Here is an 18,389-nt window from a genome sequence, read left to right as displayed (position 1 = left end):
GACTGCGATGACCAACGAAGAGAAGCTCCGCGAATACCTCAAGCGCGTCACCGCCGACCTGGCCCAGGTCCGGCAGCGGCTGCGCGCGGTCGAGGAGGCGGACGCCGAGCCGATCGCCGTCATCGGGATGAGCTGCCGCTTCCCGGGCGACGCCGACACCCCGGAACGGTTCTGGGACCTGGTCCACGACGGTGTGGACGCGATGTCCGCCTTCCCGTCCGACCGGGGCTGGGACCTCGGGGCGATCCCGGCCGGGCTCGAACCGGTCGGCGGCTTCCTGCCCGACGCCGCCCGGTTCGACGCCGGCTTCTTCGGCATCTCGCCGCGCGAGGCGCTGGCCATGGACCCGCAGCAGCGGCTGCTGCTGGAGGTCACCTGGGAGGCGATCGAGCGGGCCGGCATCGACCCGTCCACGCTGCGCGGCAGCCGGACCGGCGTCTTCGCCGGACTGATGTACCAGGACTACGCCAAGCGGATCCTCGACATCCCCGACGGCGTCGAGACGTTCCTCGGCACCGGCAACACCGGCAGTGTGTTCTCCGGGCGGGTCGCGTTCACGCTCGGTCTGGAGGGGCCGGCGCTGACTGTCGACACCGCGTGCTCGTCGTCGCTGGTCGCCCTGCACCTCGCGGCCCGGTCGCTGCGCGCGCGGGAGACCAGCCTGGCGCTCGCCGGCGGCGTCACCGTGATGGTCAACCCGGACACCTTCCTCGACTTCGCCCGGCAGGGCGGCCTGGCCGGCGACGGCCGGTGCAAGTCCTTCGCCGACGGCGCCGACGGCACCGGCTGGTCCGAGGGCGCCGGCGTGCTGCTGCTGGAGCGGCTGAGCGACGCGCGCCGCCACGGGCACCCGGTGCTGGCCGTGGTGCGCGGCACCGCGGTGAACCAGGACGGCGCGTCCAGCGGGCTCACCACCCCCAACGGCCCGTCGCAGCAGCGGGTGATCGACGACGCGCTGCGCGACGCCGGGATCGAGGCGGCCGACGTGGACGCGGTCGAGGCGCACGGCACCGGCACCCGGCTCGGCGACCCGATCGAGGCCCAGGCCCTGCTGTCCACGTACGGGCAGGGCCGGGCGGCCGGCGCCGACCCGCTCTGGCTGGGCACGGTGAAGTCCAACGTGGGCCACACCCAGGCCGCCGCCGGCGTGGCCGGAGTCATCAAGATGGTGCTGGCCCTGCGGGCCGGCGTGCTGCCCCGCACCCTGCACGCCGCCGAGCCCACCCGGGAGGTCGACTGGTCCGCGGGCGCGGTCCGCCTGCTCACCGAAGCGCGCGACTGGCCGGCCGGGGACCGGGTGCGACGCGCCGCGGTCTCCTCGTTCGGGATCAGCGGCACCAACGCCCACGTCATCGTCGAGGAGGCGCCGGCGTACGAGACTCCGCCCACGCCACCCGTCGAGGCCCCGGACGTCGTCCCGTGGCTGGTGTCGGCCCGGTCCGCCCCGGCGCTGCGCGCCCAGGCCGCCGCGCTCGCCGACTTCGCCGGCACCGTCACCGACCCGGCCGCGGTGGCGTACGCGCTGGCCGGCACCCGCACGGCGTTCGAGTACCGCGCCGTGGTGTTCGGCCGTGAGCCGGGCGACTTCGCCCGGGCGCTCACCGCGCTGGCGACGGGTGCCGAGGACGGACCCGTCGTCGTCGCGGACGGCGCGCCGGCGGAGACGGTCGCGCTGGCCGCGCGCTGGGCCGCCGGGGAGCGGGTCGACGTGCTCGCCGGCGAGCGGCCGGGGGAACCGCATCCCCTGCCCACGTACGCGTTCCAGCGGGAGCGCTACTGGCTCTCCGCCCCGGCGGCCCGGCCGCCGTCCGGCACCACCGACGGCGCCTTCTGGGAGTCGGTGACCCGCCGCGACCACGACGGCCTGGCCCGGGCGCTGCGCCTGGACTCGGCGGCCGAGCAGGCGTCGCTGACCGCGCTGCTGCCCGCGCTCGCCTCCTGGCACGAACGCCGCCGGACCGAGACCGTCATCGACTCCTGGCGCTACCGGGTGACCTGGCGTCCGCTGCCCGAGCCGACCGCCGGCCGGCTCACCGGCACCTGGCTGGTCGTCGGCGACGGCGACGACGTGGTCGAGGCGCTGCACGCGGCCGGCGCCCGCACCGTGCGCTGCCCGGCGGCGGCCGACGCCGAGACCCTGACCGACGAGCTGTTCGACGCGATCCTCGAAGCCGACGACATCGCCGGCGTGGTGGCCCTGACCGACGGGCCCGCCGCGCCGGTCGGAGTCTCCGCCGGCGCGTCGGTGGCGCTGGCGCTGATCAAGGCGCTGGGCGCGGTGGGGCTGGACGCGCCACTGTGGTGCGTGACCCGCGGCGCGGTCTCCGCCGGCCGGTCGGACCCGCTGCGCGAGCCGGACCAGGCCCAGGTGTGGGGGCTCGGCCGGGCCGCCGCGCTGGAGATCCCCCGGCGCTGGGGCGGCCTGGTCGACCTGCCGCCGGCGATGACCGCCCGCGACGGCCGCCGCTTCGCCGCGCTGCTGGCCGTCGCCGGCACGAACCCGGCCGCCGACGGGGAACCGGTCGAGGACCAGGTGGCCGTGCGCGCCTCCGGTGTGTTCGGTCGGCGACTGGTGCGCGCCGGTGCCCCCGACCCCGCCGAGTCCTGGCGTCCCCGCGGGACGGTGCTGGTCACCGGCGGCACCGGGGCGGTCGGCGGGCACGTCGCCCGCTGGCTGGCCGGACGCGGCGCCCCGCACGTCCTGCTGCTCAGCCGTGGCGGCCCGGACGCGCCGGGCGCCCGGGACCTCGTCGCCGAACTGTCGTCGGACACCACCACGGTCACCGTCGTCGCCTGCGACGTGGCCGACCGGGACGCGCTGGCCGGTGTGCTCGCCGGCATTCCCGCCGACCGGCCGCTCACCGCGGTCGTGCACGCCGCCGGGGCCGCCGACTCGGCCGCGCTCGCCGACGTGGACCCGGCCGGGTTCGCCGCCACCGTCCGGGCCAAGGTCGCCGGCGCGGCCCACCTGCACGCGCTCACCGCCGACCGACCGCTGGAGCGGTTCGTCCTGATCTCCTCGGTCGCCGGGGTGTGGGGCGGCGGCGGGCAGGGCGCGTACAGCGCCGGCAACGCCTACCTCGACGCCCTCGCCGAGCGCCGCCGGTCCGCGGGGCTGACCGCCACCGCGATCGCCTGGGGTGCCTGGGCCAGCGGCGGGATGGCGGCCGGGGACGACTCCGCCGCGTACCTGATCCGGCGCGGCCTGGTGCCGATGGCGCCGGCGGCGGCGATCGAGGCGCTCGCGGCCGCCGTCGACGCGGGCGACGCCGACCTGGTCGTGGCCGACGTCGACTGGCCGCGCTTCGCGCCGGGCTTCCGGTCGGCGCGGCGCAGCGCGCTGCTCGCCGACCTACCCGAGGCCGCCGTGACCGCCGAACCCGATGCCGCACCGGCCCGGCCGACGCTGCTCGCCGAACTCGCCGCCGCCGAACCGGGGGAGCGGGCACGTCTCGTCCTGGCGACCGTGCTGGCCGAGGCCGCGGAGGTGCTCGGCCACGCCGGCGCGGACGCCGTCGAGGTCGACCGCGCCTTCGACGACCTCGGCTTCGACTCGGTGACCGCGGTCGAGCTGAGCGGCCGGCTGAAGGCCCGCACCGGGATCCGGCTGCCGGCCACGCTGATCTTCGACTACCCGACCCCGGCCGTGCTCGGGGCGCACATCGAGCGGCAGCTCGACGCCGTGCCGGCCGACGAGCCGGAGCCGACGCCGCCGGTGGCCCGGCCGGAGACGGACGACGACCCGATCGCCATCGTCGCCGTCGGGTGCCGCTACCCGGGCGGCGTCCGGTCGCCGGAGGAGTTCTGGCGGCTGCTGGAGTCCGGCGGCGACGCCATCGGCGAGTTCCCGGCCGACCGGGGCTGGGACCCGGACGCCGACCCGGTCGACTACCCGCGCGCCGGCGGCTTCCTCTACGACGCCGGCGACTTCGACGCGGCGTTCTTCGACATCAGCCCCCGTGAGGCGCTGGCCATGGACCCGCAGCAGCGCGTCCTGCTGGAGACCGTCTGGGAGACCGTCGAGCGGGCCGGGATCGACCCGCACCGCCTGCGCGGCAGTGACACCGGCGTGTTCGTCGGCACCAACACCCAGGACTACGGCGTGGTGCTCACCAACACCGACACCGGCGCCGGCGGCCACCTGATCACCGGCGTCAGCGCCGCCGTCATCTCCGGTCGCCTGGCCTACACGTTCGGGTTGCAGGGCCCGGCCCTCTCGGTCGACACCGCGTGCTCCTCGTCGCTGGTGGCGCTCCAGCTCGCCGCCGCGGCGGTGCGCCGCGGCGAGTGCACGATGGCGCTCGCCGGCGGCGTGACCGTGATGGCCACGCCGGGGCCGTTCTCCGAGTTCGGCCGCCTCGGCGGCCTCGCCTCCGACGGCCGGTGCCGGCCGTTCGCCGCCGCCGCCGACGGCACCGGCTGGAGCGAGGGGGCCGGCGTGGTGCTCATCGAGCGGCTCAGCGACGCGCGTCGCCACGGCCACCCCGTCCTCGGCCTGGTCCGCGGCGGGGCGCTCAACCAGGACGGGGCCAGTAACGGCTTCACCGCCCCCAACGGCCCGGCCCAGCAGCGCGTCATCCGGGCGGCCCTCGCCGACGCCGGCCTGCACTCCTCGGAGGTGGACCTGGTCGAGGCGCACGGCACCGCCACGACGCTCGGCGACCCGATCGAGGCCCAGGCGCTGCTCGCCACCTACGGGCAGGAACGCCCGGCCGACCAGCCGCTCCGGCTCGGCTCGGTGAAGTCCAACATCGGCCACACCCAGGCCGCCGCCGGCATCGCCGGGATCATCAAGATCCTGCTCGCCATGCGGCACGGCGTGCTGCCCCGCACCCTGCACGTCGACGCGCCCACCCCGCACGTCGACTGGAGCGCCGGCGCCGTCGAGTTGGTCACCGAGGCGCGGCCCTGGCCGGAGACCGGCCGCCCCCGCCGGGCCGCCGTGTCGTCCTTCGGCGCGAGCGGCACCAACGCCCACCTGATCATCGAGCAGGCCCCGGCCGAGTCGGCCCCGGACGCCGCCGCCGAACAGCCGGCCGACGGCGGGCCGGTGCCGTGGGTGCTCTCCGGGCGCTCCGCCGAGGCGGTCCGGGCCCAGGCCCAACGCCTGCGTGCGTACCTGGCGGAGCACGCCGACCGGCCGGTGGCCGACGTCGCCGCGGCCCTCGCCCGGCGGTCCCGGTTCGAGCACCGGGCCGTCGTGGTCGGCCACGACCCGGCCGAACTCACCGGCGGCCTGGCCGCGCTGGCCACCGGTGAGCCGGCGCCCGGCGTCGTGCCCGGCGTCGCCCGGAGTACGGCCGAGGTGGTCTTCGTCTTCCCCGGCCAGGGCTCGCAGTGGGCCGGCATGGCCCGCGAGCTCTACCAGCGCCACCCCGCCTTCGCCGCACGCTTCGACGCCTGCGCGCACGCCCTCACCCCGCACCTCGACTGGTCCCCCCACGACGTGCTGCTCGGCGTCGGGGGCGCCCCGGCGCTGGACCGCGACGACGTCGTCCAGCCGATGCTGTTCGCCGTGATGGTGGCGCTGGCCGAGGTGTGGCGCTCGCACGGCGTCCGACCGGCCGCGGTGGTCGGGCACAGCCAGGGCGAGATCGCGGCGGCCTGCGTGGCCGGCGCGCTCAGCCTGACCGACGCCGCCACCGTGGTCGCGCTGCGCTCCCGTGAGCTGCGCCTGATCGCCGGCCGCGGTGGCCTGGTGTCGGTCGCGCTGCCGCCCGACGAGGCCGCCGACTGGATCGCGCCGTGGGCCGACCGGCTGGAGGTCGCCGTGGTCAACGGCCCGACCGCCGTCGTAATCGGTGGCGACGAGGAGGCGCTGACCGAGCTGCTGGCGGCCGGCGAGACCGGGGGCGTACGGGTCAAGCGGGTTCCGGTCGTCTACGCGTCGCACACCGCGCACGTCGAGCCGCTGCGGGAGCCGCTGCGGCGGCTGCTGGCCGGCGTGACCGGCCGCCCGTCGACGGTGCCGCTCTACTCGTCGGTCACCGGCGAGCGCCTGGACACCACGACCATGGACGGCGACTACTGGTTCCGCAACCTGCGCGAGACGGTCCGCTTCGACCGGGCGGTCCTCGCCCTGCCCGACGGCGCCGTGTTCCTGGAGGTCAGCCCGCACCCGGTGCTCGCCGTGCCGCTCGCCGAACTGCTGACCGACGCGGGGCGCCGCTCCGACGTGGTCGGCACGCTGCGCCGCGACGACGGCGGCCCGCGGCGGCTGCTGACCAGCCTCGCCGAGGCGTACGTGCGGGGCGTCCCGGTGGACTGGTCCACCGTGCTGCCCCCGGCCGGCGCGGTCGCCGACCTGCCCACGTACGCGTTCCAACGCCGGCGGTTCTGGCCGCTGCCGTCCGCCACCCCGGCCCCGGCGCCCGGCGCCGCCGCCGGCTTCGAGGCGTCCTTCTGGGACGCCGTCGACCGGTCCGACGCCGAGTCGCTGGCCGGCACGCTGGCCGTGGACCGGCCGGACGCGGTGCGCGAGCTGCTGCCCGCCCTGTCCGCGTGGCACCGCCGTGGCGTGCGGTCCGGCCGGCTCGACGGCCTGCGGTACGTCGCCGGCTGGACGGCGGCCGCCGACCTGCCGTTCGCGCCGCTGACCGGACGGTGGGTGGTCGTGGTACCGCCCGCGTACGCCGCCGACCCGGACGTCCTCGCCACCCTCGCCGCCCTCACCGCGGCGGGCGCCGAGACCACCGTGGTGGCCGGTGACGCCGCCCCGGCGGAGCAGCTCGACGGCGCGGCCGGCGTGCTGTCGTTCCTCGCCCTCGACGAGACCCCGCACCCGGAGCACCCGGTCGTCACCGCCGGGCTCGCCGCGACCGTGGCCCTGCTGCGGGCCGTGACGCAGGGCCGGCTGTGGTGCGTGACGCGCGGCGCGGTCGCCGTCGGCGCCGAGCCGGTGGACCGCCCGGAGCAGGCCGGGATCTGGGGTCTCGGCCGGGTCGCCGCGCTGGAGAGCCCCTCCCGCTGGGGCGGCCTGATCGACCTGCCGACCTCCCCGGACGGCCGCGCCGCGGACCGCCTCGTCGCCGCGCTGGCCGGCGGCGACGGCGAGGACCAGATCGCGCTGCGGACCGCCGGCGCGTTCCTGCGCCGCATCGAGCGGGCGCCGGTCGGGCCGAAGCCCGCCCGGCCGTGGGCGCCGCGCGGCACCGTGCTGGTGACCGGCGGCACCGGCGCGCTCGGCGTGCGGGTCGCCCGCTGGCTGGCCGGCCGGGGCGCCGAGCACCTGGTCCTGGTGAGCCGCGGTGGCCGCGCCGAGCCGGAGCTGGCCGACGACCTGGCCGCCACCGGCAGCCGGGTGACGGTCGCGGCCTGCGACCTCACCGACCGCGACCAGGTACGCGACCTGCTCGACGGCCTTGCGGCAGCAGGTGACCCGGTCCGGACCGTGTTCCACGTCGCCGGCGTCAACACGCTCGTCGACGTGGCCGACACCGGGCCGGACGAGCTGGCCGCGATCGCCTCCGGCAAGGTCGCCGGCGCCCGGCACCTGGCGGAGCTGCTCGACCCGGCGCAGCTCGACACCGTCGTCTACTTCTCGTCGATCGCGGCGACCTGGGGCGGCGGCCGGCACGGCGCGTACGCCGCCGCCAACGCCTACCTCGACGCGCTCGCCCGCAGCCGGCGGGCCCCGGCCGCCCGGGTGCTCTCGGTCGCCTGGGGGCCGTGGCGCGGCGGGGGCATGGTGCACCCGGACGCGGAGAGCGGGATGCGCCGCATCGGCCTGCCGTTGCTCGACCCGGACGACGCCGTCGCCGCCCTCGAACAGGCGCTGGAGCACGGCGACACCACCGTCACCGTGGCCGACGTGGACTGGGCACGGTTCGCCCGGGCGTTCACCGCGCCCCGGCCCAGCCCGCTGATCGCCGACCTGCCGGACGTCGCCGGCCGGCGCGACACGGCCCCGGAGCCCGGCGGCGACCCGGACCGGGACACCAGCCGCCGGGAGCTGGCGGCGCTCGCCCCGGCCGATCGGGAACGGGCGCTGCTCGACCTGGTCCGGTCGCACGTCGCGGCGGTGCTCGGGCACGTCTCCAGCGGCGCGATCGAACCCGGCCGCGCGTTCCGCGAACTCGGCCTGGACTCGCTCACCTCGGTCGAGTTGCGGGACCGGTTGGCCGAGGCCACCGGCCTGACCCTGCCGGCGACGCTGGTGTTCGACCACCCGACCCCGGCGGCGCTGGCCGCCTGGATCGCCGCCGAACTCGGCCCGGCGGGGGCGGCGGACGCCCTGCCGTCGGAGGCCGAGCTGGACCGGCTCGACACCGCGCTGGGCGGCCTGCCGGCCGACGACATCGACCGGATCCGCATCGTGCTCCGGCTCGAAGCCCTGCTCGACCGGCACGCCCGGGGTGCCGCCCCGGCCGCGCCGGCCACCGACCCCGACCTCATCGACAAGCTCGGTTCGGCCTCCAGTGAAGAGCTCTTCGCCCTCGTGGACCAGGACCTCGGCCTCGCCTGACCCTCCCGGAAGGATCGATGTTCGCATGGACAACGAGGAGAAACTGCGCGGCTATCTGGCGCGGGTCATCGCCGAGTTGCACGACACCCGGCAGCGGCTGCGTACCGCCGAGTCTGGCGACCAGGACCCGATCGCGATCGTCGCGATGGGCTGCCGGCTGCCCGGCGGCGTCACCGGGCCCGACGACCTGTGGCGGCTGGTCGCCGGCGCGGTCGACGCGGTCGGCCCGATCCCCGCCGACCGCGGCTTCGACCTGGCCGACTACTACGACCCGGACCCGGAGCACGCGGGCACGACGTACTCCGCCGCCGGCGGTTACGTGGCCGACGCGACCATGTTCGATCCGGGCTTCTTCGGCATCAGCCCGCGCGAGGCCATCGCGATGGACCCGCAGCAGCGGATGATCCTGGAGGTGTGCTGGGAGACCGTCGAGCGGGCCGGCATCGCGCCGACCGCGCTGCGCGGCACGCCCACCGGCGTCTTCCTCGGCGCCAGCTCGCTCGGCTACAGCGCCGGGGCGGTCGGCGCGGCCACCGGGTCCGAGGGCTACCTGGTCACCGGCAGCTCGCTGTCCGTGGTGTCCGGGCGCGTCGCGTACGTCCTCGGCACCGAGGGCCCGACGCTCACCGTGGACACCGCCTGCTCGTCGTCGAGCGTCAGCCTGCACCTGGCCACCCAGGCGCTGCGCCGGCAGGAGTGCACGCTGGCCATCGCCGGCGGCGTGACGGTCATCCCCAACCCGATCAGCGTGCTGGAGCTGAGCCGACAGCGGGTGCTCGCCGCCGACGGCCGGTGCAAGGCGTTCGGGGCCGGCGCCGACGGCATGGGCTTCGCCGAGGGCGCCGCGGTGCTGCTGCTGGAACGGCTCGGCGACGCGCGCCGCAACGGCCACGAGGTGCTCGCGGTGATCCGCGGCTCGGCGGTCAACTCCGACGGCGCCTCCAACGGCCTGACCGCGCCGAGCGGCCCGGCCCAGCAACGCGTCATCCGGGCGGCGCTGGCCGACGCCCGGCTCTCGCCCGAGCAGATCGACACCGTCGAGGCGCACGGCACCGGCACCCCGCTCGGCGACCCGATCGAGGCCCGGTCGCTGATCGCCACGTACGGCCGGCAGCGCCCGCCGGGCCGCCCCCTGCACCTCGGCTCGCTGAAGTCGAACATCGGCCACATCCAGCAGGGCGCCGGCGTCGCCGGCGTGATCAAGATGGTGCTGGCCATGCGGCACGGCCTGCTGCCCCGCACCCTGCACGCCGACACCGCGACGCCGCACGTCGACTGGAGCGCGGGCGACGTCAGCCTGCTGACCGAGGCCCGGCCCTGGCCGGAGACCGGCGCGCCGAGGCGGGCGGCGGTCTCCTCGTTCGGGATCAGCGGCACCAACGTGCACACCATCGTCGAGCAGGCGCCGCCGGTCGAGCCCGCGCCGGAACGGGACCCGCGACCGGAGACCGGGCCGCTGCCCTGGGTGGTCACCGGCCGCACCCCCGAGGGGCTGCGGGCCCAGGCCGGGCGGCTGCGGGAGTTCGTCGACGGCGCCGGCGACCTGGACCGGGCCGACGTGGCGTGGTCGCTGGTCGCCTCGCGGGGCCGGCACGAGCACCGGGCGGTGGTGGTGGCCGGGGACACCGGCACCGTTGCCGCCGGGCTGGCCGCGATCGAGGCGGGCGAGCCCTCGCCGTACGCGCTGACCGGGGCGGCCGGCTCCGGCAAGCTCGCGTTCCTCTTCCCCGGCCAGGGCGTGCAGCGCGCCGGCATGGGCCGGGAGCTGTACGCGGCGTACCCGGCGTTCGCGGCGGCGTTCGACGACGTGTGCGCGGCCTTCGGCCCGCTGCTCGACCGGCCGCTGCGCGACGTGGTGTTCGCCTCCGACGACGCCGCGCTGCTCGACCGCACCACCTGGACCCAGCCGGCGACGTTCGCCGTCGAGGTCGCGCTGTTCCGGCTCTTCGAGTCCTGGCGGGTCCGGCCCGACTACCTGCTCGGGCACTCGTTCGGCGAGGTGGTGGCCGCGCACGTCGGCGGCGTGCTCACGCTCGCCGACGCCTGCGAGCTGGTCGCCGCGCGCGGCCGGCTGATGGACGAGCTGCCGCCCGGCGGCGTGATGATGGCGGTCCGGGCGAGCGCCGACGAGGCCCGCGAGGCACTGACCGGGTACGCCGGCCGGGCCGACCTGGCCGCGGTCAACGGCCCGTCCTCGGTGGTGGTCTCCGGCGACCGGGACGCGGTCGAGGAGCTGGCCGTCCACTGGCGGGACGCCGGCCGCAAGACCACGCTGCTGCGCGGCGCGTACGCGTTCCACTCGGCCCGGATGGATCCGATCCTGACCGAACTCGGCGCGGTGGGCGCGCGCCTGACCCACGCCGAGCCCACCATTCCGATCGTCTCGGACCTGACCGGCGCGCCGGCCGGGCCGGAGATGCGCTCCGGCGACTACTGGGCCCGGCACGCCCGGTCGGCCGTCCGCTTCGCCGACGGCGTCGAGTGGCTGCGCCGCGAGGGCGTCACCCGTTTCCTCGAACTCGGCCCGGACGGCACGCTCACCGGCCTGGTCCGGCTCGCCCTCGACGAGGCCCCGGACGCCGGCGCGCCGGACGGCGAGACGCCCGCGTTGGCGACCGCGCTGCGCGCGGACCGTCCGGAGCCCGAGGCCGCGGTACGCGCGCTGGCTCAGCTCCACGCGCACGGGGTCGAGGTCGACTGGACCGCGTTCTTCGCCGCCACGCGACCCCGGCTCCACCCGCTGCCGACCACCGCGTTCCTGCGACAGCGCTACTGGATCGACGCGCCGGCCGGTGCGGCCGCCCCGCCCGCCGGCCCGGCCGCGCCGGCCGACCCGGCGGAGACGCGGTTCTGGGAGGCGGTCGAGCGCCGCGACCTCGACGGCGTCGCCGGCACGCTCGGGCTCGACCCCGCCGACGGGCTCCACGACGTGCTGCCCGCCCTCTCCGCGTGGCGCAGCCGCCGCCGCACCGAGTGCACGGTGGACTCCTGGCGCTACCGCACCACCTGGAAGCCGCTGGCCGACCTGTCGGCCGGGACACTCGACGGCACCTGGCTGCTGGCGCACGACACGGACGACGCGGCCGGGGCGGCCGAGGTGACCGCCGCGCTGCGCGTCGCGGGCGCCGAGGTGCGCGCCGTCGCCGTCGACGCGGCGGCCACCGACCGGGCCGAACTGACCGAGCTGCTGCTCGACGTGCTCGCCGAGGCCGACCCGGCGGGCGTCGTCTCGCTGCTGGCCACCGTGGAGACGCCGGCCGCCGGGTCGGACGCCGTACCGGCCGGGCTCGCCGCCACCGTGGCGCTGGTGCAGGCGCTCGGCGACGCGGGCACGCCGGCGCCGCTCTGGTGCCTGACCCGCGGCGCGGTCTCGACCGGCCGGTCCGACCGGCAGCGCGGCGTCGCGCAGGCGCAGGCGTGGGGCTTCGGCCGGGTCGCCGCGCTGGAGCTGCCGGACCGTTGGGGCGGCCTGGTCGACCTGCCCGAGGAGCTGTCCGAGCGGGACGGCCGACGGCTGGCGGCCGTGCTGGGCGGCGGCCACGGTGAGGACCAGCTCGCCGTCCGCGGCTCCGGCGTCCTCGCCTGTCGCCTCGTCCGCGCGGCGCCGGCCCCCGCCGGGCCGGCCCGCTGGGGCACGGACGGCACCGTCCTCGTCACCGGCGGCACCGGCGCCCTCGGCGCCACGATCGCCCGCTGGCTGGCCGACCGCGGCGTCCCGCACGTGCTGCTGGTCAGCCGGCGCGGACCGGACGCGCCCGGCGCGGACGACCTGGTGGCCGAGCTGACCGGGCGCGGCACCGCGGTGACGGTCGCGGCCTGCGACGTCGCCGACCGGGACGCGCTGGCCGGGGTGCTGGCCGCGATTCCCGCCGGCCACCCGCTGACCGGGGTCGTGCACGCCGCCGCGGTCGTCGACGACGGGGTGATCGACACGCTCGACCCGGCTCGACTCGACGCCGTGCTGCGGGCCAAGGCGGCCGCCGCCGAGGTGCTGGACGACCTCACCGCCGACCGGCCGCTGTCGATGTTCGTCCTGTTCAGCTCGATCGCCGGCACGATCGGCGCCGCCGGCCAGGCCAACTACGCCGCCGCCAACGCCGCCCTGGACGCGCTGGCCCGACGCCGCCGCGACCGGGGACAGGTGGCGACGTCGATCGCGTGGGGCGCGTGGGCCGGCGCCGGCCTGGCCGCCGACGAGGTGGTCCAGCGCCGGCTGCGGACCGCCGGGGTACCGGCGATGGAACCGGCGACCGCGATGTCGGCCCTGGCCGCCGCCGTCGACCGGGACGAGACCGACCTCGCCGTGGTGGACATCGACTGGCCCCGGTTCGCCCCCGCGTTCACCGCCACCCGACCCAGCCCGCTCATCGCCGACCTGGCCGAGGTGCGGGCGGTCACCCCCGAACCCGGCGTCGCCGACGAGAGCCCGGCCGGCTCGCTCGCCGCGCGCCTCGCCGCGGCCGACGCCGCCGAACGGCCGGCCATCCTGCTGGACCTCGTTCGTGGGCACGCCGCGCTGGTGCTCGGCCATCCGTCGGGTGACGCGATCGAGCCGGCGAAGGCGTTCCGCGACCTCGGCTTCGACTCGCTCACCGCGCTCGACCTGCGCAACCTGCTGGCCGGCGTCACCGGGCTGCGATTGCCGGCCACGCTCGTCTTCGACTACCCGACCCCGCACGACCTCGCCGGTCACCTGCTCGGCGAGCTGGTGGCCGGCGGGGACCTGACCGCCGCGCCGGAGCCGCTCGCCGTACCCGGCGCCGAGCCCCTGGCGATCGTCGGGATGGCCTGCCGGTTCCCCGGGGGCGTCCGGTCGCCGGAGGAGCTGTGGCGGCTGCTGGCCGACGGCGGCGACGGCGTCTCCGGTTTCCCCACCGACCGGGGCTGGCCCGAGATCCGGGACGCGGGCTTCGCGCCCGAGGGCGGCTTCCTGTACGACGCGGCGCTGTTCGATCCCGGCCTGTTCGGGATCTCGCCGCGCGAGGCGGTCGCCATGGACCCGCAGCAGCGGCAACTGTTGGAGACCGCCTGGGAGACGTTCGAGCGGGCCGGACTGGACCCCCGTTCGCTGCGCGGCAGCGCCACCGGCGTGTTCGTCGGTGGCGCCTCGACCGGCTACGGCGCGGGCGTCGCGCTGCCGCCGGACGCCGAGGGCCACTACATGACCGGCAACGCCGGCAGCGTGATGTCCGGCCGGATCTCCTACACGTTCGGCCTGGAGGGGCCGGCCGTCACCATCGACACGGCGTGTTCCTCGGCGCTCGTCGCGCTGCACCTGGCGGCGCAGGCGCTGCGCCGCGGCGAGTGCGCCATGGCGCTGGTCGGCGGCGTGACCGTGATGCCGACCCCGGCGGTGTTCGCCGAGTTCGGCAAGCAGGGCGGGCTCGCCGCCGACGGCCGGTGCAAGCCGTTCGCGGCGGCGGCGGACGGCACCGGCTGGTCCGAGGGCGCCGGACTGGTGCTGCTGGAACGGCTCTCCGACGCCCGACTGCACGGGCACGAGGTGCTCGCCGTGGTGCGCGGGACCGCGGTCAACCAGGACGGGGCGTCCAACGGGCTCACCGCGCCGAACGGCCCGTCCCAGCAGCGGGTGATCCGGCAGGCCCTGGCCGACGCCGGGATCGACGCGTCGGACGTGGACGCGGTCGAGGCGCACGGCACCGGCACCACGCTCGGCGACCCGATCGAGGCCCAGGCGTTGATCGCCACGTACGGGCGGGACCGCCCGGCGGACCGTCCGCTGCGGCTGGGCTCGGTCAAGTCGAACCTCGGGCACACCCAGTTCGCGGCCGGCGCGGCCGGCCTGATCAAGATGGTGCTCGCGTTGCGCCACCACGAGCTGCCCCGATCGCTGCACGTCGACACGCCCACCCCGCACGTCGACTGGGCGGCCGGCTCGGTCGAGCTGCTCACCGAGCCGGTGCCGTGGACGCCGGGGGAGCGACCGCGCCGGGCGGGTATCTCCGCGTTCGGCATCAGCGGCACCAACGCCCACGTCATCGTGGAGGAGGCGCCCCCGACGCCGGCACGGGACGAGCCGGCCGCGGGGTCGGGCCCGGTGCCCGTACCGCTGGCGGCCCGGACCGCCGACGGGCTGCGGGCCCAGGCGGCGCGGCTGCGCGCCTTCGTGGCCGAGGGCGCCGACACGCCCGCGGACATCGGCCGCACGCTGGCGACCGGTCGGGCCGCGCTCGACCACCGCGCGGTGGTGCTCGCCGCCGACCGCGCCGGGCTGCTCGCCGGGCTGGACGCGCTGGCGGCCGGCGACCCGGAGGCCGGGGGAGTGCCGCACGGCCGCGCGGCCGAGGGCCGGCTGGCGATGATGTTCACCGGCCAGGGGGCCCAGCGCCTCGGGATGGGCCGCGACCTGCACGACCGCTTCCCCGCCTACGCGGACGCCTTCGACGCCGCCTGCGCCCGCTTCGACGCCCTGCTGGACCGGCCGCTGCGCGACGTGCTGAACGCCGACGCCGAGGCGCTCGACCGCACCGGCTACGCGCAGGCCGCGTTGTTCGCCGTCGAGGTCGCCCTGTACCGGCTGCTGGAGTCGTGGGGGATCCGCCCGCACGCGGTGCTCGGCCACTCGATCGGCGAGATCGCCGCCGCGCACGTCGCCGGCGTGCTGTCGCTGGACGACGCCTGCACGCTCGTCGCCGCCCGGGGCCGCCTGATGGACGCGCTGCCGGCCGGCGGGGCGATGCTCGCGGTCCAGGCCGACGAGGACGAGGTCCGCGCCGCCCTGCGTACCGGCGTCGAGATCGCCGCGGTCAACGCGCCGCGCGCCGTCGTCGTCTCCGGCGACGCTGACGCCGTCGACGCGGTCGCCGCGCACTTCGCCGGGCTCGGCCGCCGCACCAGCCGGCTGCGCGTCTCGCACGCGTTCCACTCGGCGCGGATGGAGCCGATGCTCGCCGAGTTCGCCGGCGTGCTCGCCGGGCTGACCTACCGGCGGCCCCGGATCCCGGTCGTCTCCAACCTCACCGGCGAGCCGGTCGAGGAGTTCTCCGCCGCGTACTGGCTGCGTCAGGTGCGCGAGCCGGTGCGCTTCGCCGACGGCGTCGGCCACCTCGCCGCGACCGGCGTCACCCGGTTCGTCGAGGTCGGCCCGGCCGGCGTGCTGACCGGCATGGCCCGGCTGTCGCTCGCCGACGCCGACGCGCCGCTGGTGGTGCCGACGCTGCGCGAGGGCCGGGACGAGACCGGTTCCGTGTTCGAGGCGCTGGCCCGCCTGCACGTCGCCGGCGTCTCCCCGGACTGGACGGCGGTCTACGCCGGCTCCGGCGGCCGGCGCGTGCCGGCGCCGACGTACCCGTTCCAGCACCAGCGCTACTGGTTGACGCCGGAACCGGCGACGGACGTCGTCGAGGCGACGCCGTGGCGCTACCGGGTCGCCTGGGCCGCGCTGCCGGACGGCAGCCCCGGTTCGCTGGCCGGCGACTGGCTGGTCGTCGCGCCCGAGGATCCCCGGGTCCGGACGTTGGCCGACCTGGTCGCCGTGGCGCTGCGGAACCGGGGCGCCGTGCCCACCGTGCTCACCGCGGCGCAGGTCGGGCCCGGCGCGTCCCCGGCCGGCGTGGTGACGCTCGCACCGACCGTCGACTCCACGCTCGACCTGGTGAACCGGATCGACGCGCCGCTGTGGACGGTCACCCGGGGCGCCGTGGCCCAGGGGCGCTCGGACGCGCCGGTGGACCCCGACCAGGCCGCCGTCTGGGGCCTGGCCCGGGTGATCGCGTTGGAGCACCCGGAGCGCTGGGGCGGCCTGGTCGACCTGCCGGCCGTCGTCGACGACCGGGTGGCGGCGGAACTCGTCCGGGTGCTCGCCTCCGGCGCCGACGACCAGGTGGCGTTGCGGCCGGCCGGCACGTTCGGGCGGCGACTCGTCCGGGCGCCGCTGACCGCCGCGCCCGCGCCCTGGAAGCCGGAGGGCACCGTGCTGGTCACCGGCGGCACCGGCGCGCTCGGCCGGCGCCTGGCCCGCTGGCTGGCCGACCGGGGCGCCCCGCACGTCGTGCTGGCCGGCCGCGCCGCCACGAGCGTTCCGGAGTTGGACGAGCTGGCCGCGTCGGGCACCCGGGTCACGGTGGTGGCCTGCGACGTCGCCGACCGTGCCGCGCTCGCCGGGCTGCTCGACCGGATCGGCGCCGACGAGCCGCTCACCGCGGTCTTCCACGCCGCCGGGGTCCGGGACGACACCCCGCTCGCGGCGCTGACACCGGAGACCGTCGCCGCCGCGACGGCCGCCAAGCTGACCGGCGCCCGGCACCTGGACGAGCTGACCCGGGACCTGCCGCTGACGGCCTTCGTGCTGTTCTCCTCCGCCGCCGGCGTCTGGGGCGGCAGCCGGCAGGCCACCACGGCCGCCGCCGGCGCCTACCTCGACGCGCTCGCCGAGCGGCGGCGGGCGGACGGCCGGCCCGCGACGTCCGTCGCCTGGGGACCGTGGGACGACCCCGAGGGCGTCTCCGGCGCCCCGGAGATCCGCGACCGGCTGGAGCGGCTCGGGCTGCCGGCGATGGCGCCGGGCGCGGCGCTGGCCGCGCTCGGCCAGGCGATCGAGCACGACGACACCACGCTCGTCGTCGCCGACGTCCGCTGGCAGCCCTTCGTCGAGACGATGACCGCGAGCGGACCACGGCCGTTCTTCGACGACGTTCCCGAGGTACGCGGCCTGGCCGCCCGGCCGCAGTCGCCGGCCCCCGGCGCGCGGGAGCTGCGCGAGACGCTGCTCGCGGCGCCCCCGCACGAGCGGCGGCCGATCCTGCTCGACCTGGTCCGCGACCACGCCGCCCGGGTCCTCGGACACCCGACCGCCGAGGCGGTGGGCGCCGACGACAAGTTCCTCGAACTGGGCTTCGACTCGCTCACCTCGATCGAGCTGCGCACCCGGCTCCAGGCGGCCACCGGCCTGACGCTGAGCCCCACGGCGGCGTTCGACCACCCGTCGGCGGTGCTGCTGGCCGCACACGTGGAGCAGGCGCTGCTCTCGTCGGCCGGGGTGACCGGCGACCCGGCGGCGCCACTGCTGGGCATCGCGCCCGACGACGAGAACCCGGTCGGCCTGCTCAACTCGCTCTACCGCGAGGCGATCCGGACGAACCGGGTCGTCGACTTCATGAAGATGGCGTACGAGGCCTCGCAGTTCCGGCCGGTCTTCACCGACCCGGCCCAGATGGCCGACGGGCCGCACCCGGTCACCCTGGTGCGCGGCGACCGCACGCCCCGGCTGGTGTGCCACACCGGCACCACGGCGGCCGGCGGACCGCACGAGTTCGCCCGCTTCGCCGCGGCGTTCCGGGGCGAGCGTGACGTGTCGGTGCTGCCGGTGCCGGGCTTCGGTCGCGGTGAGCTGCTGCCGGCCGACGCGTACGTGATGCTCGCCTGGCAGGCCCGGTGCCTGCGCGAGCTGGTGGGGGACGACCCGTTCGTCCTGGTCGGGCACTCCGGAGGCGGGATCCTGGCGCACGCGCTGACCCGCTACCTGGAGGAGGAGGACGTGGTGCCGGCCGGCCTGGTGCTCGTCGACACCTACCCGCTGTCCCGGCCGATGCACGAGGTCTGGCAGAACGAGCTGTCCACGGGCGTCCTCGAGCGGCAGCACCAGTACGTGCCGATGGACGACATCCGGCTCACCGCGCAGGGTCACTACGGCGTGATGAGCGGCGGCTTCGAGGCCCGCGAGATCGAGACGCCGACGCTCGTGGTGCGGGCCACCGAGCCGCTGGGCCCGTGGGACCGCGACGACGACTGGCGGGCCGGCTGGGAGCTGCCGCACACCGCCGTCGACGTGACCGGCAACCACTTCTCGATCATGGCCGAGCACGCCGGTGAGACGGCCGCCGCGGTCAGCGGGTGGCTCGCCGGCCTGCGCTGAGCGCACGACGACGGGGCCCGGGCGGATGCCGGGGCCCCGTCGCGCCGCTGG

General features: G+C 77.4%; 2 protein-coding genes. Both read left to right on the top strand.

Translation table 11 applies throughout. The features are described from left to right. The first annotated feature begins 7 nt into the window (after positions 1–7). The gene (locus O7618_RS12655; protein WP_278106268.1) at positions 8–8,464 is read left to right on the top strand and encodes a type I polyketide synthase; all 8,457 of its coding nucleotides are present in this window, start codon (positions 8–10) and stop codon (positions 8,462–8,464) included. Positions 8,465–8,489: 25 nt separating this feature from the next. After that, a complete protein-coding gene (locus O7618_RS12650) occupies positions 8,490–18,338 on the top strand; it encodes a type I polyketide synthase (protein ID WP_278106267.1) in 9,849 nt (3,282 codons plus the stop codon). The last annotated feature ends 51 nt before the right edge of the window (positions 18,339–18,389 follow it).

Origin of the sequence: Micromonospora sp. WMMD980 (genome assembly GCF_029626035.1) — a bacterium.
Classification (GTDB): domain Bacteria; phylum Actinomycetota; class Actinomycetes; order Mycobacteriales; family Micromonosporaceae; genus Micromonospora.
The sequence above is the reverse complement of the archived record's forward strand: the minus strand, read 5'-3'. Positions and strand labels throughout refer to the sequence as shown.

Bases quoted from the DNA above. Each gene is read 5' to 3' on its own strand.
- O7618_RS12655 (WP_278106268.1), top strand. From the start codon at position 8: ATGACCAACGAAGAGAAGCTCCGCGAATACCTCAAGCGCGTCACCGCC.
- O7618_RS12650 (WP_278106267.1), top strand. From the start codon at position 8,490: ATGGACAACGAGGAGAAACTGCGCGGCTATCTGGCGCGGGTCATCGCC.